This is a genomic window from Microbacterium sp. KR10-403 (assembly GCF_040196215.1).
GTDB lineage: Bacteria > Actinomycetota > Actinomycetes > Actinomycetales > Microbacteriaceae > Microbacterium.
In genome coordinates this window covers 1-21,413 of sequence record NZ_JBEGDC010000008.1, presented here as the reverse complement: position 1 = coordinate 21,413, position 21,413 = coordinate 1, and the positions used below count along the sequence as shown (strand labels likewise).

At 68.6% G+C, this 21,413-nt stretch carries 20 protein-coding genes and 2 tRNA genes; 13 read left to right on the top strand and 9 right to left on the bottom strand.

The window, feature by feature from the left end; all coding sequences use genetic code 11:
* Nucleotides 1–17 precede the first annotated feature (17 nt).
* A complete protein-coding gene (locus ABMQ42_RS17300; RefSeq protein ID WP_349724253.1) occupies nt 18–1,064 on the bottom strand; it encodes an LLM class flavin-dependent oxidoreductase in 1,047 nt (348 codons plus the stop codon).
* A 236-nt stretch (nt 1,065–1,300) separates the two neighbouring features.
* On the opposite strand from ABMQ42_RS17300, the gene ABMQ42_RS17295 reads away from it, so the two are divergent.
* From ABMQ42_RS17295 to ABMQ42_RS17270, 6 genes are all read left to right on the top strand, one after another.
* Nucleotides 1,301–1,933, top strand: a complete 633-nt coding sequence (locus tag ABMQ42_RS17295) for a TetR/AcrR family transcriptional regulator (RefSeq protein WP_349724252.1) — start codon at nt 1,301–1,303, stop codon at nt 1,931–1,933.
* Between the two features lie 13 nt (nt 1,934–1,946).
* Complete coding sequence (locus ABMQ42_RS17290; RefSeq protein ID WP_349724251.1) at nt 1,947–2,972, top strand: LacI family DNA-binding transcriptional regulator; 1,026 nt, start codon at nt 1,947–1,949, stop codon at nt 2,970–2,972.
* Nucleotides 2,973–3,216: 244 nt separating this feature from the next.
* On the top strand, nt 3,217–4,854 hold the full coding sequence (locus tag ABMQ42_RS17285) for a glycoside hydrolase family 13 protein (RefSeq protein ID WP_349724250.1): 1,638 nt from the start codon (nt 3,217–3,219) through the stop codon (nt 4,852–4,854).
* 46 nt (nt 4,855–4,900) lie between these two features.
* On the top strand, nt 4,901–6,286 hold the full coding sequence (locus ABMQ42_RS17280) for an ABC transporter substrate-binding protein (RefSeq protein WP_349724249.1): 1,386 nt from the start codon (nt 4,901–4,903) through the stop codon (nt 6,284–6,286).
* Nucleotides 6,287–6,369: 83 nt separating this feature from the next.
* On the top strand, nt 6,370–7,329 hold the full coding sequence (locus tag ABMQ42_RS17275) for a carbohydrate ABC transporter permease (protein ID WP_349724248.1): 960 nt from the start codon (nt 6,370–6,372) through the stop codon (nt 7,327–7,329).
* Entirely contained in the window at nt 7,326–8,285 is a 960-nt protein-coding gene (locus ABMQ42_RS17270; RefSeq protein WP_349724247.1) for a carbohydrate ABC transporter permease, read from the top strand. Before ABMQ42_RS17275 ends, ABMQ42_RS17270 begins: the two co-directional genes overlap by 4 nt.
* Here ABMQ42_RS17270 and ABMQ42_RS17265 read toward each other — a convergent pair.
* A complete protein-coding gene (locus tag ABMQ42_RS17265) occupies nt 8,275–9,273 on the bottom strand; it encodes a diacylglycerol/lipid kinase family protein (RefSeq protein WP_349724246.1) in 999 nt (332 codons plus the stop codon). The genes ABMQ42_RS17270 and ABMQ42_RS17265 overlap by 11 nt on opposite strands.
* 49 nt (nt 9,274–9,322) lie before the next feature.
* On the opposite strand from ABMQ42_RS17265, the gene serS reads away from it, so the two are divergent.
* The 3 genes from serS (at nt 9,323) to ABMQ42_RS17250 (ending at nt 11,796) form a co-directional block, all read left to right on the top strand.
* Nucleotides 9,323–10,588, top strand: coding sequence for a serine--tRNA ligase (serS, locus tag ABMQ42_RS17260; RefSeq protein WP_349724245.1), 1,266 nt, complete (start codon nt 9,323–9,325; stop codon nt 10,586–10,588).
* The gene (locus ABMQ42_RS17255; protein ID WP_349724244.1) at nt 10,585–11,478 is read left to right on the top strand and encodes an HAD family hydrolase; all 894 of its coding nucleotides are present in this window, start codon (nt 10,585–10,587) and stop codon (nt 11,476–11,478) included. The genes serS and ABMQ42_RS17255 overlap by 4 nt, the downstream gene beginning before the upstream one ends.
* 233 nt (nt 11,479–11,711) lie before the next feature.
* Nucleotides 11,712–11,796 (top strand) — tRNA-Ser (locus ABMQ42_RS17250).
* A gap of 340 nt (nt 11,797–12,136) precedes the next feature.
* Here ABMQ42_RS17250 and ABMQ42_RS17245 read toward each other — a convergent pair.
* The gene (locus ABMQ42_RS17245) at nt 12,137–15,028 is read right to left on the bottom strand and encodes a helix-turn-helix transcriptional regulator (protein WP_349724243.1); all 2,892 of its coding nucleotides are present in this window, start codon (nt 15,026–15,028) and stop codon (nt 12,137–12,139) included.
* 50 nt (nt 15,029–15,078) lie between these two features.
* Nucleotides 15,079–15,282, bottom strand: coding sequence for a hypothetical protein (locus ABMQ42_RS17240; protein ID WP_349724242.1), 204 nt, complete (start codon nt 15,280–15,282; stop codon nt 15,079–15,081).
* Between the two features lie 155 nt (nt 15,283–15,437).
* Here ABMQ42_RS17240 and ABMQ42_RS17235 point away from each other — a divergent pair.
* The 4 genes from ABMQ42_RS17235 to ABMQ42_RS17220 all read left to right on the top strand — a co-directional run bounded on the left by ABMQ42_RS17235 (nt 15,438) and on the right by ABMQ42_RS17220 (nt 17,860).
* Nucleotides 15,438–15,529, top strand: a tRNA-Ser gene (locus ABMQ42_RS17235).
* Nucleotides 15,530–15,605: 76 nt separating this feature from the next.
* On the top strand, nt 15,606–16,739 hold the full coding sequence (locus ABMQ42_RS17230; protein WP_349724241.1) for a tyrosine-type recombinase/integrase: 1,134 nt from the start codon (nt 15,606–15,608) through the stop codon (nt 16,737–16,739).
* Nucleotides 16,740–16,777: 38 nt separating this feature from the next.
* Nucleotides 16,778–17,170, top strand: a complete 393-nt coding sequence (locus tag ABMQ42_RS17225; RefSeq protein ID WP_349724240.1) for a hypothetical protein — start codon at nt 16,778–16,780, stop codon at nt 17,168–17,170.
* A 42-nt stretch (nt 17,171–17,212) separates the two neighbouring features.
* Nucleotides 17,213–17,860 (top strand): hypothetical protein, encoded by a 648-nt coding sequence (locus tag ABMQ42_RS17220; protein WP_349724239.1) that lies wholly within the window; start codon nt 17,213–17,215, stop codon nt 17,858–17,860.
* A gap of 295 nt (nt 17,861–18,155) precedes the next feature.
* Here ABMQ42_RS17220 and ABMQ42_RS17215 read toward each other — a convergent pair whose 3' ends face one another.
* From ABMQ42_RS17215 to ABMQ42_RS17195, 5 genes are all read right to left on the bottom strand, one after another.
* Nucleotides 18,156–19,103 carry an LAPAL motif-containing putative phage structural protein gene (locus ABMQ42_RS17215; RefSeq protein WP_349724238.1) on the bottom strand — a complete coding sequence of 316 codons (948 nt, stop codon included), beginning with the start codon at nt 19,101–19,103 and terminating at the stop codon, nt 18,156–18,158.
* A 135-nt stretch (nt 19,104–19,238) separates the two neighbouring features.
* Complete coding sequence (locus ABMQ42_RS17210) at nt 19,239–19,424, bottom strand: hypothetical protein (RefSeq protein WP_349724237.1); 186 nt, start codon at nt 19,422–19,424, stop codon at nt 19,239–19,241.
* Nucleotides 19,425–19,540: 116 nt separating this feature from the next.
* Nucleotides 19,541–19,912, bottom strand: a complete 372-nt coding sequence (locus tag ABMQ42_RS17205) for a hypothetical protein (protein WP_349724236.1) — start codon at nt 19,910–19,912, stop codon at nt 19,541–19,543.
* A complete protein-coding gene (locus tag ABMQ42_RS17200) occupies nt 19,909–20,364 on the bottom strand; it encodes a hypothetical protein (protein ID WP_349724235.1) in 456 nt (151 codons plus the stop codon). The genes ABMQ42_RS17205 and ABMQ42_RS17200 overlap by 4 nt, the downstream gene beginning before the upstream one ends.
* On the bottom strand, nt 20,364–21,230 hold the full coding sequence (locus tag ABMQ42_RS17195; RefSeq protein ID WP_349724234.1) for a hypothetical protein: 867 nt from the start codon (nt 21,228–21,230) through the stop codon (nt 20,364–20,366). The genes ABMQ42_RS17200 and ABMQ42_RS17195 overlap by 1 nt, the downstream gene beginning before the upstream one ends.
* Nucleotides 21,231–21,413 lie beyond the last annotated feature (183 nt).

The window sequence follows — 21,413 nt, the reverse complement described above, 5'->3', positions numbered from 1 at the left end:
GCGGGTCCAGCCCGCCCCTACCCCAGCGCCCCCGCCAGCAGCTCGAGCGTGCGAACCCGGCCGGGCGCGGCATCCAGCGGCTCGCCCTCGTACGATCCCGCGATCGGCGAGATCATGACCTCGTCGACGCCCCAGCGCTCGGCGAACGCGCGCAGCGTCGCGGCGACCTCGTCGCCGGTGCCCACGAACCACTTCGCGCGCATGGCGTCGATGATGGTCTGCGCCATGCCGTCCACGGGCGTCGCCTGCGCCTGCTCGATCGTCTCGAGCGGCTGCATCGGCTGGTTCGTGCGCAGGCGCGCCATGCTGCGCAGCTGCGGCAGCGCCCGTGCCTCGGCCTCGTCGGCCGTGGGCGCGGCGATGGCGTTCGCGGTGAGGAACGTGCGGGGTTCGGGATTCCGCGGGCTCGGTTGATACTGCGCGCGGTAGAGGTCGAGGGCCCGCTCGAGTCCTTCGCCGGAGAAGTGGTTCGCGAACACGTAGGGCAGTCCGAACGACGCGGCCAGCTGTGCCGAGTAGTCGCTCGAGCCCAGCAGCCACACCTCGGGCGCGCCGTCGGCGGCCGGGGTCGCGTGCACGTCGTAGGTGCCGCCGCTCGTGAACTGCACGGTCGCGCCCTCGGCGCCGAGCAGGCGCGTGATGTCGCGGACGTGCTCGGGGAAGCGCTCGACGTCGCTGGTGGTGCCCGACATGCGCAGCAGCTGCGTGATGACCGGGTCGCTGCCCGGCGCGCGCCCGATGCCCAGGTCGACGCGGCCGGGAGCGAGCGCCTCGAGCGCCGCGAACTGCTCGGCGACCACCAGCGGCGAGTGGTTCGGCAGCATGACACCGCCCGATCCGACCCGGATCCGCGAGGTGCGCGCGGCCGCGGCGGCCGACAGCACGGGCGGTGTGGTCGAGGCCACGGCCGGCATATTGTGGTGCTCGGCGAACCAGTAGCGGCGGAAGCCCAGCTCGTCGGCGCGGGCGGCGAGGGCGAGGGATGCCGCGACCGCCTGGGCGCTGGACTGCCCGGTGCGCACGGGCACCAGGTCGAGGACGGAGAGTGCGGGAGAAATGCTCATCGCCTGTGACAACGCGTCGGCGACCGCCGTGCATTCCCCGGCGTCGGCGGGTGTCGCGTCGTCCCACGAGACACCCGCCGACGTCCTCGGCATCGCTCCCCAGAAACCCTGCCGAGGGGAACTCCACCTGACGGCGAAGCGGACATGGACGTCCGTTTCAATCATGACATGAATCTCATGCGGTGGGCAGGGTCTGTCGTCCGAATCGGCTCGGGCCCCGCGATTAGCCTGGGGGGATGTCAGAACCGGGGGGTCGGACGCGCGCTGACGCACAGGCGAACCGTCGCAAGCTGCTCGACGCCGCCGGCGACCTCATCGCCGAGCGTGGTGTCGATGTGCCGCTGCACGACATCGCCGAGCGCGCCGGCGTCGGCGTCGGCACGCTGTACCGCAACTTCGTCGACCGCGACGCGCTGCTGATCGCCCTCGGCGACCGGTCGGCCCAGCGCTTCAAAGACATCGCCCGCGCGGCAGCGGCGGCGCCGACGGCGTGGAAGGCCGTCGAGGTCTATGTCGACGGGTACATCGCGCTGTACGCGGAGTTCCCCTGGATGCTCGGCATGCGCGTCGAGGACCGACGGCTTCGCCGACGCGACGAGGAGGATGCCGCGGCCGCCCAAGCCGTCGTGGACCGCGCCCGCGCCGAGGGAACGCTCCGGCCCGACATCGGCATGCTCGACATCGCCTTCGCCGCGACGATGATCGCCGCGATGACCTACCTTCCCGAGCCCGCGCGGGGCACCGTGGTCCCGCGGCTGCGCGACGTCGTCCTCGACGGGTTGAGAGCCGAGGGGATGCCGCGGCCCGAACTCGGCGCATCGACGATGTCGGTCGGCGAGCTGAAGGACTTCATCCGCCCGCTTGCGTGATCCACGCAAGTTCTTGCGTACACTGAGGGGCATGTCGAAGCGTCTTGCCGAGGTCGCACGCAAGGTCGGGGTCAGCGAAGCCACGGTCAGCCGCGTGCTCAACGGCAAGCCCGGCGTGTCGGAGAGCACCCGCCAGGCCGTGCTCACGGCGCTCGACGTTCTCGGCTACGAGCGCCCCACGAAGCTGCGCGGGGAACGCGCGCGGCTCGTCGGCCTCGTCCTGCCCGAGCTGACGAACCCGATCTTCCCCGCGCTGGCCGAGATCATCGGCGGCGCGCTCACGCAGAACGGCTGCACGCCGCTGCTGTGCACGCAGAACGCCGGCGGCATCACCGAGGCCGACTACGTCGACCTGCTGCTGCAGCAGCAGGTGTCGGGAGTCGTCTTCCTCGGCGGCAACTACAGCCAGGCCGATGCCGCCCACGAGCACTACGACCGGCTGCGCGACGTGAGGCTGCCCACCGTCCTCGTCAACGCCCGCATCCCGCGGCTGTCATTCCCGACGGTGTCGACGGATGACGCGGCCGCCGCCGAGCAGGCGATCCTGCACCTGCATCAGCTCGGGCACCGCCGCATCGGCATGCTGATGGGGCCGGCGGATCACATCCCCTCGCAGCGCAAGCTCGCCGCCGCCCGTCCGCTGCTCGAGCGGCTCGGTGCGCCGCTGACCGATCACATGGTCGTGCAGGGGCTGTACTCGCTCGAATCGGGGCAGGCCGGGGCATCCCGTCTCCTCTCCCACGGCGCCACCGCCATAGTGTGCGCGAGCGACCCGCTGGCATTGGGCGCCGTGCGCGCCGCGCGCCGCCGCGGTCTGAGTGTGCCCGGCGAGGTGAGCGTGGTCGGATTCGACGACTCCGCGCTGATGAGCTGCACCGAGCCGCCGCTGACCACCGTGCGGCAGCCCATCGAATCGATGGGGCGCACCGTGATCGACCTGCTCCTGTCGCAGATGGCCGGCACCGCCGAAGCCGGCGACGAGCTGCTGTTCGAGCCCGAACTGGTGCTGCGGGGCTCGACCGGGCCGGTCGCGGCGTAGCCGCGCGGGCCGCGGCGTCTCGACGCGTCGTCGGCGCGTTCGACGACCAGGCCTGACGCGCGGCCGACGGGGCGTTTCGATGCACCCTCGGCGCCCTCGACGGGCGGCGAGGCGTGGGTCGACCATCATGGGAGCACGCCGTCATGGAATCGTGATCTTGCGAATAATTGTCAAAGACTTGCGCGAGGTTCGTTGAGAAGCTACGTTTTCATCAATCGCCCGACCCCGATGATGAGGAGACGCCGTGGACGCAGCCGTCGACGACCCGCAATGGTGGCGCACCGCCGTGATCTACCAGGTCTACGTGCGCAGCTTCGCCGACGGGAACGGCGACGGCACGGGCGACCTCGCCGGCGTCCGCGCACGGCTCTCCTACCTCAAGGACCTCGGCGTCGACGCCCTCTGGTTCACTCCGTGGTACCCGAGCCCGATGGCCGACGGCGGCTACGACGTGCAGGACTACCGGGCCATCGACCCCCGCTTCGGCACCCTGGCCGATGCCGAGGGGCTCATCGGGGAGGCGCTCGAGCTCGGCATCCGTACGATCATCGACATCGTCCCCAACCACATCAGTGACCAGCACCCGTGGTTCCAGCGCGCACTGGAGGCCGGCCCCGGCAGCCCCGAGCGCGAGCGGTTCTGGTTCCACCCCGGCAAGGGGGCCGGCGGCGACGAGATGCCCACGCACTGGGAGTCGAACTTCCAGGGCACGACGTGGACCCGCACGACGAACGCCGACGGCACGCCGGGGGAGTGGTACCTGCACCTGTTCACCCCGCAGCAGCCCGACCTCAACTGGAACCATCCCGACGTGCGCCGCGAGCACGAGGACGTGCTGCGCTTCTGGTTCGACCGGGGCGTGGCCGGAGTCCGCATCGACTCCGCGGCGCTGCTGATCAAGGACCCCGAGCTGCCCGAGGTGGGGGAGAAGCCAGAGCATCCGACCGAGGACCGCGACGAGCTGCACGGTGTGTACCGCTCGTGGCGCGCCATCGCCGACGCCTACCCCGGCACGCGGGTGCTCGTCGGCGAGGTCTGGGTGCCTGACATCGAGCGGTTCACCAAGTACCTGCGCCCCGACGAGATGCACACGGCGTTCAACTTCGACTTCCTCGCCCGTCCGTGGGGCGCGGCATCGTTCCGCGCCTCGATCCAGACCACTCTCGCCGCGCATGCGCCGGTCGACGCACCCAGCACCTGGGTGCTCTCCAACCACGACGTGACCCGGCCCGTCACCCGCTATGGCCGCGAAGACACGGCGTTCGCCTTCCTGAAGAAGCGGTTCGGCGTGCCCACTGACCCCGAGCTCGGCCTGCATCGCGCCCGCGCGGCGGCGCTGCTGGTCGCGGCTCTGCCGGGCAGCCTCTACATCTACCAGGGCGACGAGCTGGGGCTCCCCGAGGTCGAAGACCTGCCCCGCGAGCTGCTCCAGGACCCGATGCACTACCGCTCGGGCGGTGTCGACCCGGGACGGGATGGATGCCGGGTGCCGCTGCCCTGGGCGGGCGACGAGCCCCCGTTCGGCTTCAGCCCCGACGGCGTCGACACCTGGCTGCCACAGCCCGCATTGTGGCGCGCGCTCACCGTGCAGGCGCAGCGGGCCGATCCCGACTCGACGCTGAACCTGTACCGTACCGCGCTGCGGCTGCGCCGCGGCATCCCGAACCTCCCCCTCGAGTGGATCGACGGGCTCGGCCCCGACGTCCTCGCCTTCCGGCGCGGCGACACGTTCGCCTGCGTCGTCAACACGGGCGACGAGCCCGTGTCGCTGCCCGCGCACGAGACCCTCCTGCTGGCGAGCACTCCGCTCGAGAGCGGGATGCTGCCGGGCAATGCCACCGCGTGGATCCGCACCACCACCCACCCCACCACCGAGGGATGACCCGACGTCACGAGGCCGACGTCGCCCTCACACGAAAGGAAAGACGATGAAGTCACCAGGAAAGGTCCTGCTCGCCGGTGTCGTCACCGCAGGGACCATCGCCGCGCTCGCCGGCTGCTCGTCAGGAGACGCCGGCGCGAGCGCCGACGGCAAGATCCACCTCGTGGTCGCCCCGGTGCTGCCGGGCGCCACCGCCGACGCCCTCAAGGCCCTCGGCGAGCGGGTCGACGAGTTCAACAAGGCCAACCCCGACATCGTGGTCAAGGCCATCGAGTACCAGTGGACCGGCACCACCTTCGCCGCCGAGCTCGCCGGCGGCACGCTGCCCGACGTGTTCAACGTGCCGTTCACCGACTCGAAGACGCTCGCGAACAACGGCCAGCTCGCCGACATCACGACCCCCTTCAAGAAGACGGCCACGGCCGACAAGTGGAACAAGAACGTGCTGGATGTCGCCACCGGCGACGACGGCAAGATCTACGGCATCCCCTGGGGGCCGTACGCGATGGCCCTCTCGTACAACCGCGAGATCTTCCAGAAGGCGGGGCTCGACCCCGACAAGCCGCCGACCACCCTCGACGAGATCGCGGCCGCGGCCAAGACCATCTCCGAGAAGGTTCCCGGCGTCGCCGGCTACATGCAGATGACCCAGGGCAACACCGGCGGCTGGGAGCTCGCGACGCTCACCCAGGCCCTCGGCGGGCGCCTGGAGACCACCGGCAGCGACGGCAAGGTCACGGTGAACACCGACAACGACCAGACCAAGGCGGGCCTGGCGTGGCTGAAGAGCATGCGCTGGGACGACGACTCGATGGGCAGCAACTTCCTCTTCGACTGGTCGGGTATCAACGAGGCGTTCGCGGCCGGCAAGATCGGCATGTACATGAGCGGCTCCGACGTGATCGGCTCGCTCATGCAGGCCAACGGCTTCGACCAGTCGAAGTACGGCGTCACGACGTTCCCGCTCGCGGATGCGGCCGATGCCGGCATCCTCTCCGGCGGCAACGTCGACGTCGTCAACGTCAAGGACAGCCCCGAGCAGATCGCCGCGGCGGTGAAGTGGATCGACTTCTACCGCACCCAGCCGACGGTCGACAAGGACGCCGCGATCAAGAACGCCGAGACGCTCAAGGCCGGCAACCAGGCCGTGAACGCCCCGACGCTGCCGGTGTTCGACAAGGAGACGTGGCAGCAGAACCAGGGGTGGATCGCGCCGTACGCGAACATCCCGGCCGCAAACCTCAAGCCGTTCACCGACTCGATCTTCGATCAGACGATCGTGCCCGAGCCGCCCGCGCACACGCAGGATCTCTACGGCGCCCTCGACGCGGTGGTGCAGGCCGTGCTCACCGACAAGAATGCGGATATCGACGCGCTGCTGAAGGGCGTCGACGACAAGGTCCAGGCGCTGATCGACGCCGACAGCCAGTAACCGCCGCGTCCCGATATCGATACGCCATCGACACCGTGCGGCCGGGCCACCCGACCCGGCCGCACGCCGATCCGGAAGAGACCATGACCGCCACCCTCGCCGAGCCGGAAGCCCCGGCCGCCGATGCGCCGCAGCCGGCCCGCCGGCGCCGCACCCCGATCACGTGGGTGCAGCGCGGCGGACTGACCACGCTGCTGTTCCTCGTGCCGACCCTCGTGATCTTCGGCGTCTTCTCGTGGACGCCGATCGTCGAGGCGGTCGTGATGAGCTTCCAGAAGACGAACCTCGTCACCGCCCCCGTCTTCGTCGGGTGGAGCAACTTCGAGGCCGTCTTCCGTGACCCGGTGTTCTGGATCGCCATCCGCAACACCGGCTACTTCGCCTTCCTCGCGCTGATCTTCGGCTACCCGCTGCCGCTGGTGGCCGCCGTGCTGATGAGCGAGTTCACGCGCATGAAGGGCTTCTACTCGGTGCTCGCGTACCTGCCGGTCGTGATCCCGCCGGTGGTGTCGGTGCTGCTGTGGAAGATCTTCTACGACGCCGGGCCCACCGGCGTCTTCAACTCCATACTGGGCTGGTTCGGCATCCCGCCCCAGCCGTGGATTCAGGATGCCACGACCGCCATGCCCTCGCTCGTGCTCGAGGCCACCTGGGCCGGGGCCGGCGGCACGATCATCATCTACCTGGCGGCGCTGACCTCGGTCGCCCCCGAGCTGTACGACGCGGCTGAGGTCGACGGCGCCTCCATCTGGGGCAAGATCTGGCATGTCACGCTGCCGCAGCTGCGCGGCATCCTGTTCATCACCCTCATCCTGCAGATCATCGCCACCGCGCAGGTCTTCCTGCAGCCGTTCCTGTTCACCGGGGGTGGGCCGGCGAACTCGACCACGACGATCCTGCTGCTGATCTACCAGTACGCGTTCACCAACAGCCTCGGCGTCGGGGTCGGAAAGGCGACCGCGCTGAGCCTCATGCTGGCCGTCTTCCTGGCGGTGCTGTCGATCGTGTACTTCCGCGTCACGAAGAGATGGAGCGACAATTGACCACCTCGATCCCGGCGCAGCTGCGGCAGGATGCCGCGATCTCGCCGCGCTCCCGTCGGCGCCGTCGCGCGGCCGAAGAGGGCGACCGCGGCATCCTGTCCACCGCGGACTGGCGCACCACCGGGGTGCGCGTCTTCGCTCCGATCGTCAACGTGCTGCTGGGCGTCTCGCTCGTCTTGGCGGGCCTTCTGCCACTGCTCTGGCTCATGAAGTCGGCGGTCACGCCCACCCAGGAGACGCTGACGAACCCGCTGGCGATCTTCCCGCAGGAGTGGGCATGGTCGAACATCGCCAAGGCGTGGAACGACGTGCACATCGGCGACTTCTTCTTCAACACGATCGCGATGGCCGCGGGCTCGTGGGCGGTGCAGCTGCTGGTGGCGACCACCGGCGGGTTCGCGCTCGCGGTGCTGCGGCCCAAGTACGGCAAGATCGTCAGCGCGTTCGTTCTGGCGACCCTGTTCATCCCGAGCGTCGTGCTGCTGGTGCCGCTGTATCTGACGGTGCTGAACCCGCCGCTGATCGGCCATTCGCTCATCAACACGTTCTGGGCGGTATGGCTACCCGCGGGCGCCAGCGCGTTCAATGTGCTGCTGGTGATACGGTTCTTCGAGTCGCTGCCGCGGGAGATCTTCGAGGCCGCGCGCACCGACGGCGCCGGGACCTTCCGGCTGTTCTGGTCGGTGGTGCTGCCGATGTCCAAGCCGATCCTGGGCGTGGTCTCGATCCTGGCGATCAACGCGTCGTGGGCCGACTTCCTGTGGCCGAACCTCGTGCTCAAAGACATCGGCATCCAGCCGCTGTCGGTGCGTCTGCCGCAGATCGCGGCATCCACCGATCTGGGCGTCTACCTGGCGGCGCTGATGATCGCCACACTCATCCCGGTCGTGATCTTCCTCGTGTTCCAGCGGGCGTTCCTCAACAGCGGCGGGATCGGCGGCGCCGTCAAGGGCTGAGCGGTGCTCGGCGCTTCGGCAACGACACCAGGAGCGCGCCCGGCAGGATCTGGCAGTGGATGCGCACGGCCTCGCCGAACTCGTCGCCGTCCAGCTGCACCGGGTGCGGCTCATCGACGCCGGCGTCGACCAGCGTGGTCTGCATGTAGCGCACCGATGCGTTGTGCCGCCGCTCGATGAGGCGCCGGCCCGAGCGGGTGCGGCGGAGCACCACCGAGTTGTCCCACCACACCTTGCGCCACACTCCCAGCCAGCCGAACCGGCCCGCCGGCTGGATGAGCGCGACATCGAGCAGCCCGTCGGCGATCGACGCGTCGGGGACGAGCGAGATCCCGGCGGGCAGGGTGCCGCAGTTGGCGAACAGGATGCTGTGCACCTTCGTCGTGTGCAGGCGACCGCCGCTGCGCTGGTACATGATGCGGAACGGCTCGGCGCCGTTCAGCGCCCGCGCGGCGCCGTCGACGTAGGCGACCCAGCCCATGGTCTTCTTCAGGTGTGAGCTGGTGTTGGCGATCATCGCGGCATCCAGCCCGATCCCGGCCATGACGACGAAGCCGTGCTCCTCGGTCGAGCCGTCCGCGCGGGTGAGGTGGGCCATGCCGATGTCGATCGGCTCGACGCGGCCGTCGAAGGTGGCGCGGATGATGCGCTCCTGGTCCGAGAGGGGCAGCCCGAGGTTGCGCGCGAGCAGGTTGCCGGTGCCGCTGGGCACGATCGTCAGCGGCACACGGCTCTCGATCAGCGCCTCCGACACCGCGCGCACGGTGCCGTCGCCGCCGGCGACCAGCAGGGCGTCGACGCCTTCGCGCAGGGCGCGGGCCGTGGCATCCTGCCCCAGATCCTCAGGCGTCGTCTCGTAGAACAGCGGGCGACGCCAGCCTGCGTCCTTCGCCGCGTTCTCGACCCGTTTGCGCAGCCGCTTCTTGTCGACCTTGATCGGGTTGTAGATGAGTGCGGCTCGCCGTCGGTGCTCGGGCTCGTCGCTCATGGCCCCACGATACCGGCGGCCGGTGGATGCCGCTGACTAGACTTGTCGGATGATCGATCCCGTTCTTCTGCGCGAGAATCCCGAGCTTGTCAAGCGTTCTCAGGTCAAGCGCGGTGAGGAGCCTTCGTCGGTGGATGACGCGCTCGCCGCCGACGCGTCGCGCAGGGCGGCGATCACCGCGTTCGAGCAGCTGCGCGCCGAGCAGAACGCGCACGGCAAGAAGGTCGCCGCCGCTCCGAAAGAGGAGAAGGCTGCGCTCGTCGCCGAGGCGAAGGACCTCAGCGCCCGCGTCAAGGAGGCGCAGCAGGCCGTGACCGCGGCCGAAGAGAACGCGCACGCTGTGCTCTCGCGCATCGAGAACATCGTGATCGACGACGTGCCGGCCGGTGGCGAGGAGAACTTCGTCACCCTGCGCACGCACGGCGAGGTGCCGACGTTCGACTTCACGCCGCGTGACCACCTCGAGATCGGCGAGCTGCTCGACGCGATCGACATGGACCGCGGCACGAAGGTGTCGGGCAGCCGCTTCTACTTCCTCAAGGGAGTCGGCGCGCGGCTCGAGTACGCGCTGCTGTCGCTGGGTCTGCAGCGCGCGATCGAGGCCGGGTTCGTGCCGATGATCCCGCCGACGTTGGTGCGCCCCGAGGTCATGGAGGGCACCGGCTTTCTCGGCCAGCACTCCGACGAGGTGTACCGGCTCGAGAAGCAGGACCTGTACCTGGTCGGCACCAGCGAGGTGCCGCTGGCCGGGTACCACATGGACGAGATCGTCGACCTCTCGCGCGGCGCGCTGCGCTACGCCGGGTGGTCCACCTGCTACCGCAGCGAGGCCGGCTCGTACGGCAAAGACACCCGGGGCATCATCCGCGTGCACCAGTTCAACAAGCTCGAGATGTTCGTGTACACGTCTCCTGCGGAAGCCGAAGCGGAGCATCTGCGGCTCGTCGAGATGCAGGAACGGATGCTGCAGGACCTGGGCCTCACCTATCGCGTCATAGATGTCGCGGCCGGTGACCTCGGCTCGTCCGCCGCGCGCAAGTACGACATCGAGGCGTGGGTGCCGACACAGAACGCGTACCGCGAGCTGACCTCGACCTCGAACTGCACGACGTTCCAGGCGCGCCGGCTCGACATCCGGTACCGACCCGACGGCGGCAAGACGCAGCACGTCGCGACGCTGAACGGCACTCTCGCCACCACGCGCTGGCTCGTGGCGATCCTGGAGACGCACCAGCGCGCCGACGGCTCGGTCTTCGTGCCCGAGGTGCTGCGGCCGTACCTGGGCGGACTCGAGGTGCTGGAGCCCGTCGCGTGACGCGGCTGCCCGAGACCGGCTCCGTCGACATCGAGTCGCCCGAGGAGACCGCCGCGCTGCTCGAGGACGTCGCCGCGCACGTCGCGACCCGGTTGCTGATCGCGCTCGACGTCGACGGCACCGTGCTGCTCGAGGACGAGTCGCCGAGCCCCGGCATCGTGGCCGCGGTGCGCGACGCGCAAGACGCCGGGCACGAGGTGACGCTGGCGACCGGGCGCAGCTGGGAAGGCACGCGCGGCGTGCTGGCGGCGCTGGATCTGAACCCCGAGTACGTGGTGTGTTCGAACGGCGCCGTCGTGATGCGGCGCACAGACGGGGGAGTGGCGGCGTACGAGCGCTTCCACACCGAGACGTTCGACCCGAGCGAGGTGCTGCGGCTGATCCGTGACAACGTCGCGAAGGCGCACTACATGGTCGAGCTCGCCGACGGGCGACGGCTGTACACCGAGCCGATGGACAACTGGAACCTTGCGCAGGCCACCCGGGTGAGCTTCGGCGAGTTGTCGGCGCAACCGGTGTCGCGTGTGGTCGTGGTCTCTCCGGGACAGACCGAGCAGGACTTCCTCGAGCTCGTGCAGCGCATCGGCCTCAACCAGGTGTCGTACGCGATCGGCTGGACCGCCTGGCTCGACATCGCGCCGAAGGGCGTCGACAAGGCGAGCGGGCTCGAGCTCGTGCGCGGGTGGATGGGACTTGACCCGTCGCGGGTCCTGGTGATGGGCGACGGACGCAACGACCTCGGCATGTTCCGCTGGGCGCTCGAGAACGGCGGGCGCGCGGTGGCGATGGCCCAGGCGCCGCAGGAAGTGCGGGATGCCGCGGGCGAGACGACGACCTCGGTGATGGACGGCGGCGCGGCCGCCGTGATCCGCGCCCTGCGTCGCCGCTGACCCGCGCGCCGCGTGGCAGGTGGACCCGGCGCTGCGCCGCACGCGGTGCCGCGCCGCACGCGGTGCGACCTCGCGGGATCTGGTGCGACCTCGCGAGATCTGGTGCGACCTCGCGAATGCGGGCCCCGCGAGGTCGCATGGTATCTCGCGAGGTCGCGTGCTTTCTCGCGAGGTCGCACGTGTTTTCGCGAGGTCGCGTCCCGGTAGACTCATCCTCTGACGGTTCGCCGTCGGGAGGGTTGTCCGAGCGGCCGAAGGATCTGGTCTTGAAAACCAGTGGGCAGCAATGTCCCGTGGGTTCGAATCCCACACCCTCCGCTGTTTGCTGGGGCCGAGCGAGCGACGCGAGTCGAAAGACCGATGGATGCTGTGGCCACCGGTCGTCGCCGCGCCCCGACTTCCTCGCGCTATCGTTCTTGACGTTCGCGCCCGCGACTCTCACGCGCGACTGTCGAGAACTGCAGCGCGAAACGCCCGGGCGTGAGAAAAAGGGCAGCGAACGCAGAACAGGGCCGCGAACGCGGATGACTGCAGCGCGAGAACGCGTGCGCGGACACCGAGTCGGGCTGCGACCGGGGGCGTGGGCCCGCGAACGCGGAAAACTGCAGCGCGAACCCCGACGACCGCAGCGCGAGCGCGCCGGCGCCCGCCCAGCACCCTACGCGTCGACGCGGGTCGCGAGCACGGCGGCCTCGGTGCGGCTCGAGACTCCGAGCTTGCGCAGGATCGCCGAGACGTGCACGCTCGCGGTCTTCACGCTGATGAACAGCCGCTGCGCGATCTGGCCGTTGCTCAGCCCTTCGGCGATGAGCTCGAGCACCTGTCGCTCGCGCGCCGTGAGCTCGGCGAGCGCGGCATCCTGATCCCGATCCGTCTCGGTGAGTCCCGAGGCGGCACCGAACGCGGCGACCTCGCGCCGCAGCGGCTCATGCGCGAGGGCCTCGGCATGCGCATTGGCGTCGGCGAGCACTGATGCCGCGTCGGCCCGTCGACCGGCGGCGAGGAGGGTGCGCGCGAGCGCGAGCCGCGTCGTCACGCGGAACGTCGCGGGCATATCGCGCCCGTCGGCCGTCTCGACGGCGGCGGTGAGCGACTCGGGGTCAGGGTGGAGAAGAGCGGTCAGGATGCGCTGCCACGTTGCCGGGCGGAGCTCGGCGGGTACGGCATCCCACGCGTCGGCGACCCGCACGACCAGATCGTCCACATCCAGTCCGTGCGCGCGCAAATCAGCGACGACCGCGCTCGCCTCGAGGAGCAGCCGCGTGAGATGCGCGGTGCGCTCGCCGTCGTCATCGAGGATCTCGCGGACGATCGAGAGCGCGGCATCCCGATCATCCGCCGCCTGCGCGATCGCGAGTCGTGCGTGCATGCCGTATGACCAGACCTGGCGCTCGAATGTCGAGGCCGCGGTGATGGCGGACTGCTGCTGTCGCAGCAGGGCCGCCGCGGACTCGGGATGCCCGTGCCAGGAGAGGGCGCGGGCGCGCGAGGTCGTCGTGTACATACGAAAGACGGGGAAGGTGCGCAGCTCGAGGTCGCGCGCGAGCAGCTCGTCGACACGGTCGATCTCGCCGAGCTCGAGCAGGGGCTGCACCATGTTCTGCGTCAGAATCGATCCCGTGGTGCGCGCCTGCCCGACCGCGCGCGCGTGCTCGAGGCCCTCTTCGGCCACGGTCATGGCCTCGTGATAACGGCCCAGCACCGTCAGCAGGTCGGAGTAGTTCACGTCGTAGCGCAGCTGCGCGCTCTGATCGTGCGCGAGGGCCCGTGCGGTGGCATAGTCGGCGAGTCCGCCGTCGACGTCGCCGCTGTGCGCACGCGAAGCACCGCGCACGTTCAGCGCCACCGACAATCGCTGGTCGGAGCCGATCCGTTCAGCGACGCCGGCCGAGCGGGTGGCCATCTCGATCGCCTCGCCGGCGCGCCCCGCGACCATGAGCCGCGCGGCCAGCAGGTTGAGCACACCGGCGCTGAGCTCAGGGTCGTCGACGTGCGCGTCGTCGATCACACGAAGAGACTCTTCGAGCAGTGCGACGGCACCCAGACGGCCGAGATTCACGTGATATACCGACTTGTCGCGCAGCAGTCGTGCATGCAACGCAGGGTCGATGCCGGTGCGCTCAGCCTCGTCGAGGGCCCGGTCGGCCACGGCCAGCGCACGCTCGATCTCGCCGGCATTGCGCAGGATCGATGCGATGCGCTGCATGAGCGTGATGCGGTCCATGCCGGCGGCGGCCTCGGCGTCGTCGACCTGGTCCCACAGGTCGAGCACCATGCGCCCGAAGCGCGCGGCGGTCGAGAACGCGTAGCGCGATTTGGCGGAGAGCATCGCCGCGACGGCCGCGGTGAGCGCGCGTCGCCGCTCGTGCGCGTGCCGCCAATGGTGGGCGAGCGCCGCCTGCAGGTCGCGGCGCGGGTCGGCATCCATGAGCGCCTGGAAGTGCTCGGCATATGCACGATGCAGCGCCGCATGCTCGCCCGGCAGCAGCTCCGCGTGCACGGCCTCGCGCAGCAGCGCGTGCCGGAACGTGTAGCGGTCGTCGTCGACGACGAGGATGCCGGTGCCCACGGCCTCGCGGATGGCCGCGTTCAGCCGCTCATCGTCAAATCCGGTGAGGGCCACGAGAGTGTCGTGTTCGAGTGGCGCGTCGGACGCGGAGATGACGCGGACGGTGGCCGCGGCATCCTCCCACAACTGCCCGTAGCGGGCCAGCAGAACATCGCGCAGGGTGTCGGGCAGCGGTCCGTCGGCGCAGCAGGCGAGCTCTTCGATGAAGAACGGGATGCCCTCGGCCCGCTCGTCGAGCCGATCGACGGCATCGGGGTCGTCGGCCCCGCCGAGCGCCGTCACCAGCGTCTGCACCGCGGCATGGTCGAGACGGCTCAGCGTGATGCGCTCGAGCAGGTGGGCGCGCTCGGCCTCGCCGATGAACAGCCGCACGGGGTTGGCACGCCGGCCTTCGTCGCTGCGCCAGCCCAGCACGACGAGCAGTCGCCCGCGCGTGACGACCCGCAGGAGGAACGACAGCAGCGTGAGCGTGCCCTCGTCGGCCCAGTGCAGGTCTTCGATCACGAGCACGAGCGGACGGTTCTCGGCCAGCGATTCGACCGCGGTGACGAACGCCTCGCGCAGGCGCTCGGGTGTCGGCTGCGTATCGAGAGAGGGGGTGGATGCCGCGGTCTCGGCCGATTCGGCGAGTTCGGGCATGAGCAGCAGCAGCGCCGTGCGCCCGGGACCGGCCGCGCGCCACAGCTCGTCGGCGCCGCGCTTCGTCGCCAGATCGCGCAGCAGCCCGAGCACGGCGCCGTAGGGGGCGGGCGAGCCGCCGAAGTCTACGGCCCGTCCGGTGGCGACGTCGGCATGGTCGGCGACCGAGGCGACGAACTCCCGGATCAGACGCGATTTGCCCATGCCGGCTTCGCCGGCGACGACCGCGGCCGTGGGCTGCCCGCCCTCGGCGCGCGCGAACAGCGCGTCGAGGCGAGCAAGCTCTGCCTCACGCCCGACCATGGGTGCCGCCGTGGCCGATGATGTCGCGGTGAAGGCCATGCCTCCATGGTGCCAGGCACCTCCGACATCGACGCCGGAAGTCGGCATCGCTACGCGCGAACGGTGCGGCGCGAGCGTGGGGTGCGGTGCCCGAGGTGGAAGAACCGGCCGATCGCCCGCACCCACGGCTTGCGCGGCATCCGGATGATCTGGTCGGGGTGATCGAGCACGAAGCGGCGGCGCTCGGCCTCGCGGGCGCGCTCCTCGAGCTGCTGGGTGATGATGTCGTAGCTGAGTGAGGGGTGCATGGTCATGATGTCTCCTTGATCGCACCCCCTACACTCCGCGCTAAGGTAGCCGGCCGACATCGGGTGGATGCCGTATTCCTGCGATTTGAGGTGGTTCGTCGTGGGCGCGTCGACCGGTTAGTATTGACAGACGTGCTCACGCCCACGGGTGCTGATCACATGGAGACGTCGCATAGTCAGGCCTAGTGCACCACCCTGCTAAGGTGGAGTCCCCTCACGGGGACCGAGGGTTCAAATCCCTCCGTCTCCGCCAGTATTTCCAAGGGATCGCAAGCAGCCCGGTTGACAAAGACTAGAGATCCGTTGACACGCGGCCTATTCTGAGGCCCATGGCAAGCCTCCGGGAACGTCCGAAGAAGGACGGATCATCGTCATGGGCGGTGCTCTTCCGAGACGCCGACAGCGACGGCAAACAGACCAGCCTCACCTTCGACAGCAAGCCCGAGGGCGAGATGTGGGTTCGTCTGCTGAACGCCAACGGGCAGAGCTACACCGTCGTTGAACGAGCCCTCGCACAGGCCGCCGCGACCAAGGACGTGATGACCCTCGACGCCGCGTTCCGCCGGCACCTCAAGCTCCTCACCCGCCCGAACGAAGACACCATCGCCGACTACGAGAAGATGTGGCGCAACCGCGGCATCCAGGCCGACCTCGGCGGCCGCCCGATCCGTCAGGTCACCGACGAGCACGTGGCCGAATGGCTGCGCGGGGGACTCGCGAAGTACTCACGGAAGACCATGGCGAACAGCATCGGCCTGCTGTCGTCCGTGTTCAAGACGGCGATGCGGCGCGGATGGGTGGACTCGAACCCGTGCGAGCTCGTCCACCTGCCGTCGGAGAACTCCACCGAACGGAAGGCCACGTTCCTCACCGTCGACGAGTTCTGGACCCTCCACGACATGTTCACCGAGCGCCACCAGCTGATGGTGCGCACGTTCGTCGCATCAGGGCTGCGGTACAGCGAGATGACGGCGCTCGAGGTCGCGACCGCGCGCGAGGCACTGCAGCGGAAAGTGCCGGCACTGCCCGTCGTGCGGGCGTGGAAGGAATCGAAGCACGGCGGGTTCTACCTCGGCGCACCGAAGGCCGAGTCCGTCCGTGACGTATCGATCCAGTCGGATCTCGCTGCGGAGATCCTCACGCACATCGAGAAGAAGAAGCCCGACGCGCTCGTGTTCGGGAACCGGTTCGGCAGCCAGCTCCGCAACACGACCTTCCACGCGCACGGGTGGCAGGACGCCGTCGACGCCGCACGCGCGAACGGCCTGCGGAAGGACCCGCGGCCCCACGATCTGAGGCACACGCACGCGTCGTGGATGCTCGCCGAGGGGATGAGCGTCTACGACCTGTCGAAGCGGCTCGGTCACAAGTCGACGTCGACGACTGAGTTGATCTACGGCCACCTCATGCCGAAAGCGCAGACCGCGGGGGCCGAGATGATCGGTGCGCTGATGCGCCGGTGACGGATAGGCTCACGACCATGGGGAGACTGGGGAATGTCATGACTGAACAGACGGTAGCCGAGGATGCGCCGCAACGGGCGCGGCGCCTGTGGCCGTGGATCACCGGGGGAGTGGTCCTGATCGCCGTCGTGGTGGTCGCGATCGTGGTCCCGCTCGCGCTCGCGCGGCCGTCCCTGCAGGACATCGCGTCCGACTGTGGCGGGGCGCTCAATGGGCTACAGGTGGACGACACAGGGCTGACGGTCGACATGAGCGGCGGTACGAGCGGGCTGATGTGCGTGCTCCGGAAGCTCGTCTCTGACAAGGCAGAGCAATACGCGGTGACGATCGCACTCGACAAGGGCTCCGCCGCGTCGTTCACCTTCGATGGCCGCCAGGTGACTGTCGGCGCGTTCGGCAGCGGCGGCCAGTACGTGCTCTTCGGGAACTAACAGTCGACCGCCATACCGCCCACGATCGATAGGCTCACCAGCATGGGTCTACGTGCGTGGCTGGCTCGCCGGCAACGAGATGATGCGGAACACCGCAGCGCCGCGTCGACCCCGGAACAACGCGCCAGGACTCAGATCGACTGGCCTGTTGACGACGAGACCGGCGAAGTGTTCGATCTCGAATGGCTCGATGCCGGAACCCGGAAGGAACTAACCGCCGGGGAGGAACTGATCATCGCCCGCGCGTCCGGGATGACGGATCCCGAGAAGCTCCTGTTTGGGAAGTTCGTCCCGTCGTACGTTCGCACCGAGTACAACCGTCGGGTCCTGATCGAACAGTTCGGGCACCGGTTCGCACACCAGCCGGTATCGGTCCAGACGGCAGGGAACGTCCGTGGAGCGTTCTATCTCGAGTGGGGTCCACACATCGACCATCTGAAACGCACTGGCCACCTCGAATCGGCGCTGGCGCTGGCCTACGAGGTCATGGACGCTGCCGAGCGGACAGAGAACGGTGACGCGTTCGGCTGGTACGAACGCGTGGCGATCATCCTCCGCAAGATGCGTGACTACGAAGCGGAAGTTCGGTTCCTCGAAGGCGTCGTCAAACGTTGGCCGAAGTATACGGAGCTTTCCACACGACTTGTGCGCGCGAAGGCGCTACTGGCGAAGGAACGCGCACGTGGATGACTATCAACCGCCTGCCTGCCCTGACTGTGGGACGGTGCTCGTCGATACACCGTCCGGGCTCGTATGTCGGGAGTGCGGTGTGCTCGTGCACCCGGTGCTCGATGTCGAGAAGCCGGTGGACTTCGACGGGCCGTCGATCGGCTAGCGACGTCGCAGAGTTGACGCCGCCCACACGGCAAGCGCGATTGGCGGGATCATCGCAAGCATCGAGGTTCCGCGTAGGATCACCCCCGCGAACACGAGCACACCGCCGATCACCGCGAGGCACAATACGACGACCGAGACAGGGTCGACGTTATGGGCGCGCTTCGTCGCCCGCGGCGTCAGCGATCGGCTCATCGTCGACCCCCAGTCCAATCCGTTCTGCCCGAACGACCGCCCACTCTTTGCTGGCGCGGCCATTCTTGACCACGAGATCCTCCCTGATCCGCAACATGAAGACGTCGTTCTTGTGAAGCGCCATGCCCCTATCGAGCTTGATGAGGAAGTCCTCGTCTTCCATCGTAGCCAGGCGGCTCCCGATCGGTGTCTCCACCCGCCACTTCTGGCCGGGTCGGAAGTCGATGCTGGCCAGCTGTCCCTCCACCTCGATCATCTCGGTGGACTCTTCGACCTCATCAGGCTCGTGCGCGGCCGTGATGTAGTCGGTTCGGTCTGCGACGACGGCGGGCGTCTCCGCGAGTATCTCGTCGGTTGAGTCCGACATGCTGCCGTCTCGGATCTCGAGCTGTGCGATGTCGTCGCCGAGTGGCGCGAGAATCTTCCGGAGCGACTTCTTCGTGGGGCGCTTGAGCGCCTTCAGCTTCTTCCATGCCTCGTTCGGGATCTCGCTGACCGTCTTATCGGGCCACTGAACCTTGACCTGGCCATTGGCCAAGTACTCGAAGTCCGTCGGCTCGATGCCACGAAGCCGGCGGATTCCGACATGTAGCGCCTGGACCACTGCCCCGCCGGCAGTAGTGGCGATACCGATCGCGGCTTCCGGGTTCTGCCCTGCCCACTGGATGATCGCCTCGACAATGAATGATCCGGGCTTGGGTGGCCGCACTCTGACCTCGGGCGGGATGCCGTCGCCGAACACGCCTGACTTTGCCATGCTGTCGGTGAACTCAACGAGGCCTTGCAGCACCTCGGAGAGCTCGGCCGCGTTGATGTCGTGCACGTGCCCGTCGGTGTCGGCGAAGCGCAACTGCACCAGGCCATCTTTGACCTCGTCGATGCGATCCCCGATGTCCTCATTCACTTGTGCTCCCCAAACCGTCTCATCCCGCTACCGTATCGGGTACGCACAGCCCGACGTCGGTGCCCGGACGTACACTCACCCGCCGCGCCCACGGGACGGGAGAATACAGGCAGCCTTAATTTCAGCCTTGGTCGACTAGCGCTCGACCGACCACACCGGATACGAGTGCCCGGGCTCACCATCGTCAACATGCTCACCGTCGACGTCGAAGGCGGTTCGGATTGCGTCGGTTGGCAGGTCCGCGCGCCGGATAAGCTCACCGCCGTCGTACTCGGGCCCGACAGTCAGGTAGACGACCTCAGCACTGATCTCGTTTGCCATGTGCGCAAGGCTATCCCACGCAGATACGACGAAGAACGCCCCCGCCGGGCATCCATCGGGGGATGCGCGGCGGGGGCGTCTGGGTCATGTGTGGAACCCGATCGGCAGTATACCGATCAGTCGGTGAGCTCGTCGGAGTCGCCGTCGCGGGCGTTGACGGCGCTCATCACGGCGGCCTGGACCTCGGCGGGGATCTCGCCGGTCTGCGATGCGGACTTCGGGGCGGAGCCGAGGCCGAGTTTCGTGAGCCACGCATTCACCTGCGGGATCGCCATGATGCGGGTGAGCACGCCGGCCACGACCGTCACGAACGCGATCACACCCGTCAGCCACGCGATCCACGACCCGGGCAGGATCGTCGCGAGCTCGGTGAGGATCTGAGGGGCGATGATCGCGATGACGGCCCACGCCGACAGGAACGCGAGGACCACCTGCACGATCGTGCGCAGCACACGCTGCGCCTTGAACCAGATCTCGGAGTACTTCATGACTTGTCGTCCTTTCGGGGAATGATGGTGTCTTCGATGTCGTCGACGTGGTCGGCGAGCGTGTCGAGGCGACTGTTCGTGTGGTCGAGGCGGGCGGCGGTCGCGTCCAGCCGGGAAGCGAGACGGCCGTGATCCTTTCGGATGCCGCGCACGTCCGACGCGACCGCGCCGACCGCGGACTTGATCTCGTCGAGGTCGACACGCAGGTTTGTGCCATGGCTGTTCTGCACTTGGTGGCGGATCACCCCGGAGCGTTGCAGCACGAGCGCGACCGTTGTGCCGATGGAGCCGAGCACCGCGACGAGCACGGTCGCCAACGGCCCATCGATCAGCCGGGAGCCGTGGGAGTCGTATTGGGTGCCCGTCCAGATCAGCGCGCCGATCGTGAGCACGACGCCGACGCCGACGATTACCCAGGTGGGCCATGCCCGATGCTCCTCGTGAGCCCGCATCAGCTCTTGACCTGCGCGCCGCGGTAGATGCCCTTCACGAGCTTCCCGGTCAGCCCGTCCGTCCCGGCGATGCGGAACCGCAGCCGCTCCCCCGACTTCAACTTCACGGGCGGGACCGGCACCTGCGACAGGGTCTTCCCCGTCGTCGGGATGACCTCGTGAACACCCAGCGACACATCCTTGCCGATGTTCTTCCCGTCCTTGAACGTGGAGATCACCGGCTGGATCTGGTAGCAGCCCTTCGACTGCTTCGTCGTCGCGATCTGCAGGTACAGGGTGCCCGCGAGCAGCAGCGTCTCACCGCCGGCCACGGACACGTCATGGTCCTTGTTCAGGTACAGCCAGTGCGAAGCGCCGACCGTCTGGTCGATGAACTCCTTGTAGATGGTCGTCGCGGTGGACATGTCGAACTCGATTCCTTTGTTGGTGGCGGGCGCGTCGCCGGTGGATGCGGTGGATGGGAGGCTGATCGGCACGTCGAAGATGTGGTCCGCCCACCCCAGATACGGACGTCCGGTGAGCTTCTCTCGGCCCGCGATCGTGGTGATGCCGACCTTCCCCCACGTGGGTTGGTCGGTCGCGACGATCCGGCCGCCACCGAGGCTGATCGCCACGTCACCGGCGCGATCTCCGTCGCTCTTGCGGACGCCGAACGCAACCAGAGCGCCGGCGGGCGGTTCCCGATCCGACGCGGGGTGATGCCCCAGCGACATTCCGAACGCGTCGAGCGCGTAATAGGCGCTCATGGTCGTGTCCGCGCCGACCGCGTCGTACGCCCCCCACACCCAGTACAGACACGCGCCGGTGCGGTTGCTGATATCGAACCCCTGCAGCTTCCGCGCAGCGGCCACCCCGTCGATGGGCATATGTCCTCCAATGCGAAGAGCCCCACCGGCCGGTGAGGCTCGAGGTTGCGTGTCGTGTCAGCCGAATAGGGGCCGGCCGCGGTAGGCGAGGATGCCTTGCCGGAACCCGAAGTAGTCCTGCGTGGTCGTGTACGTGTCGATCAGCAGCTGGCTGTCGTCGGTGGGCCACAGGGCGTGCAGCGG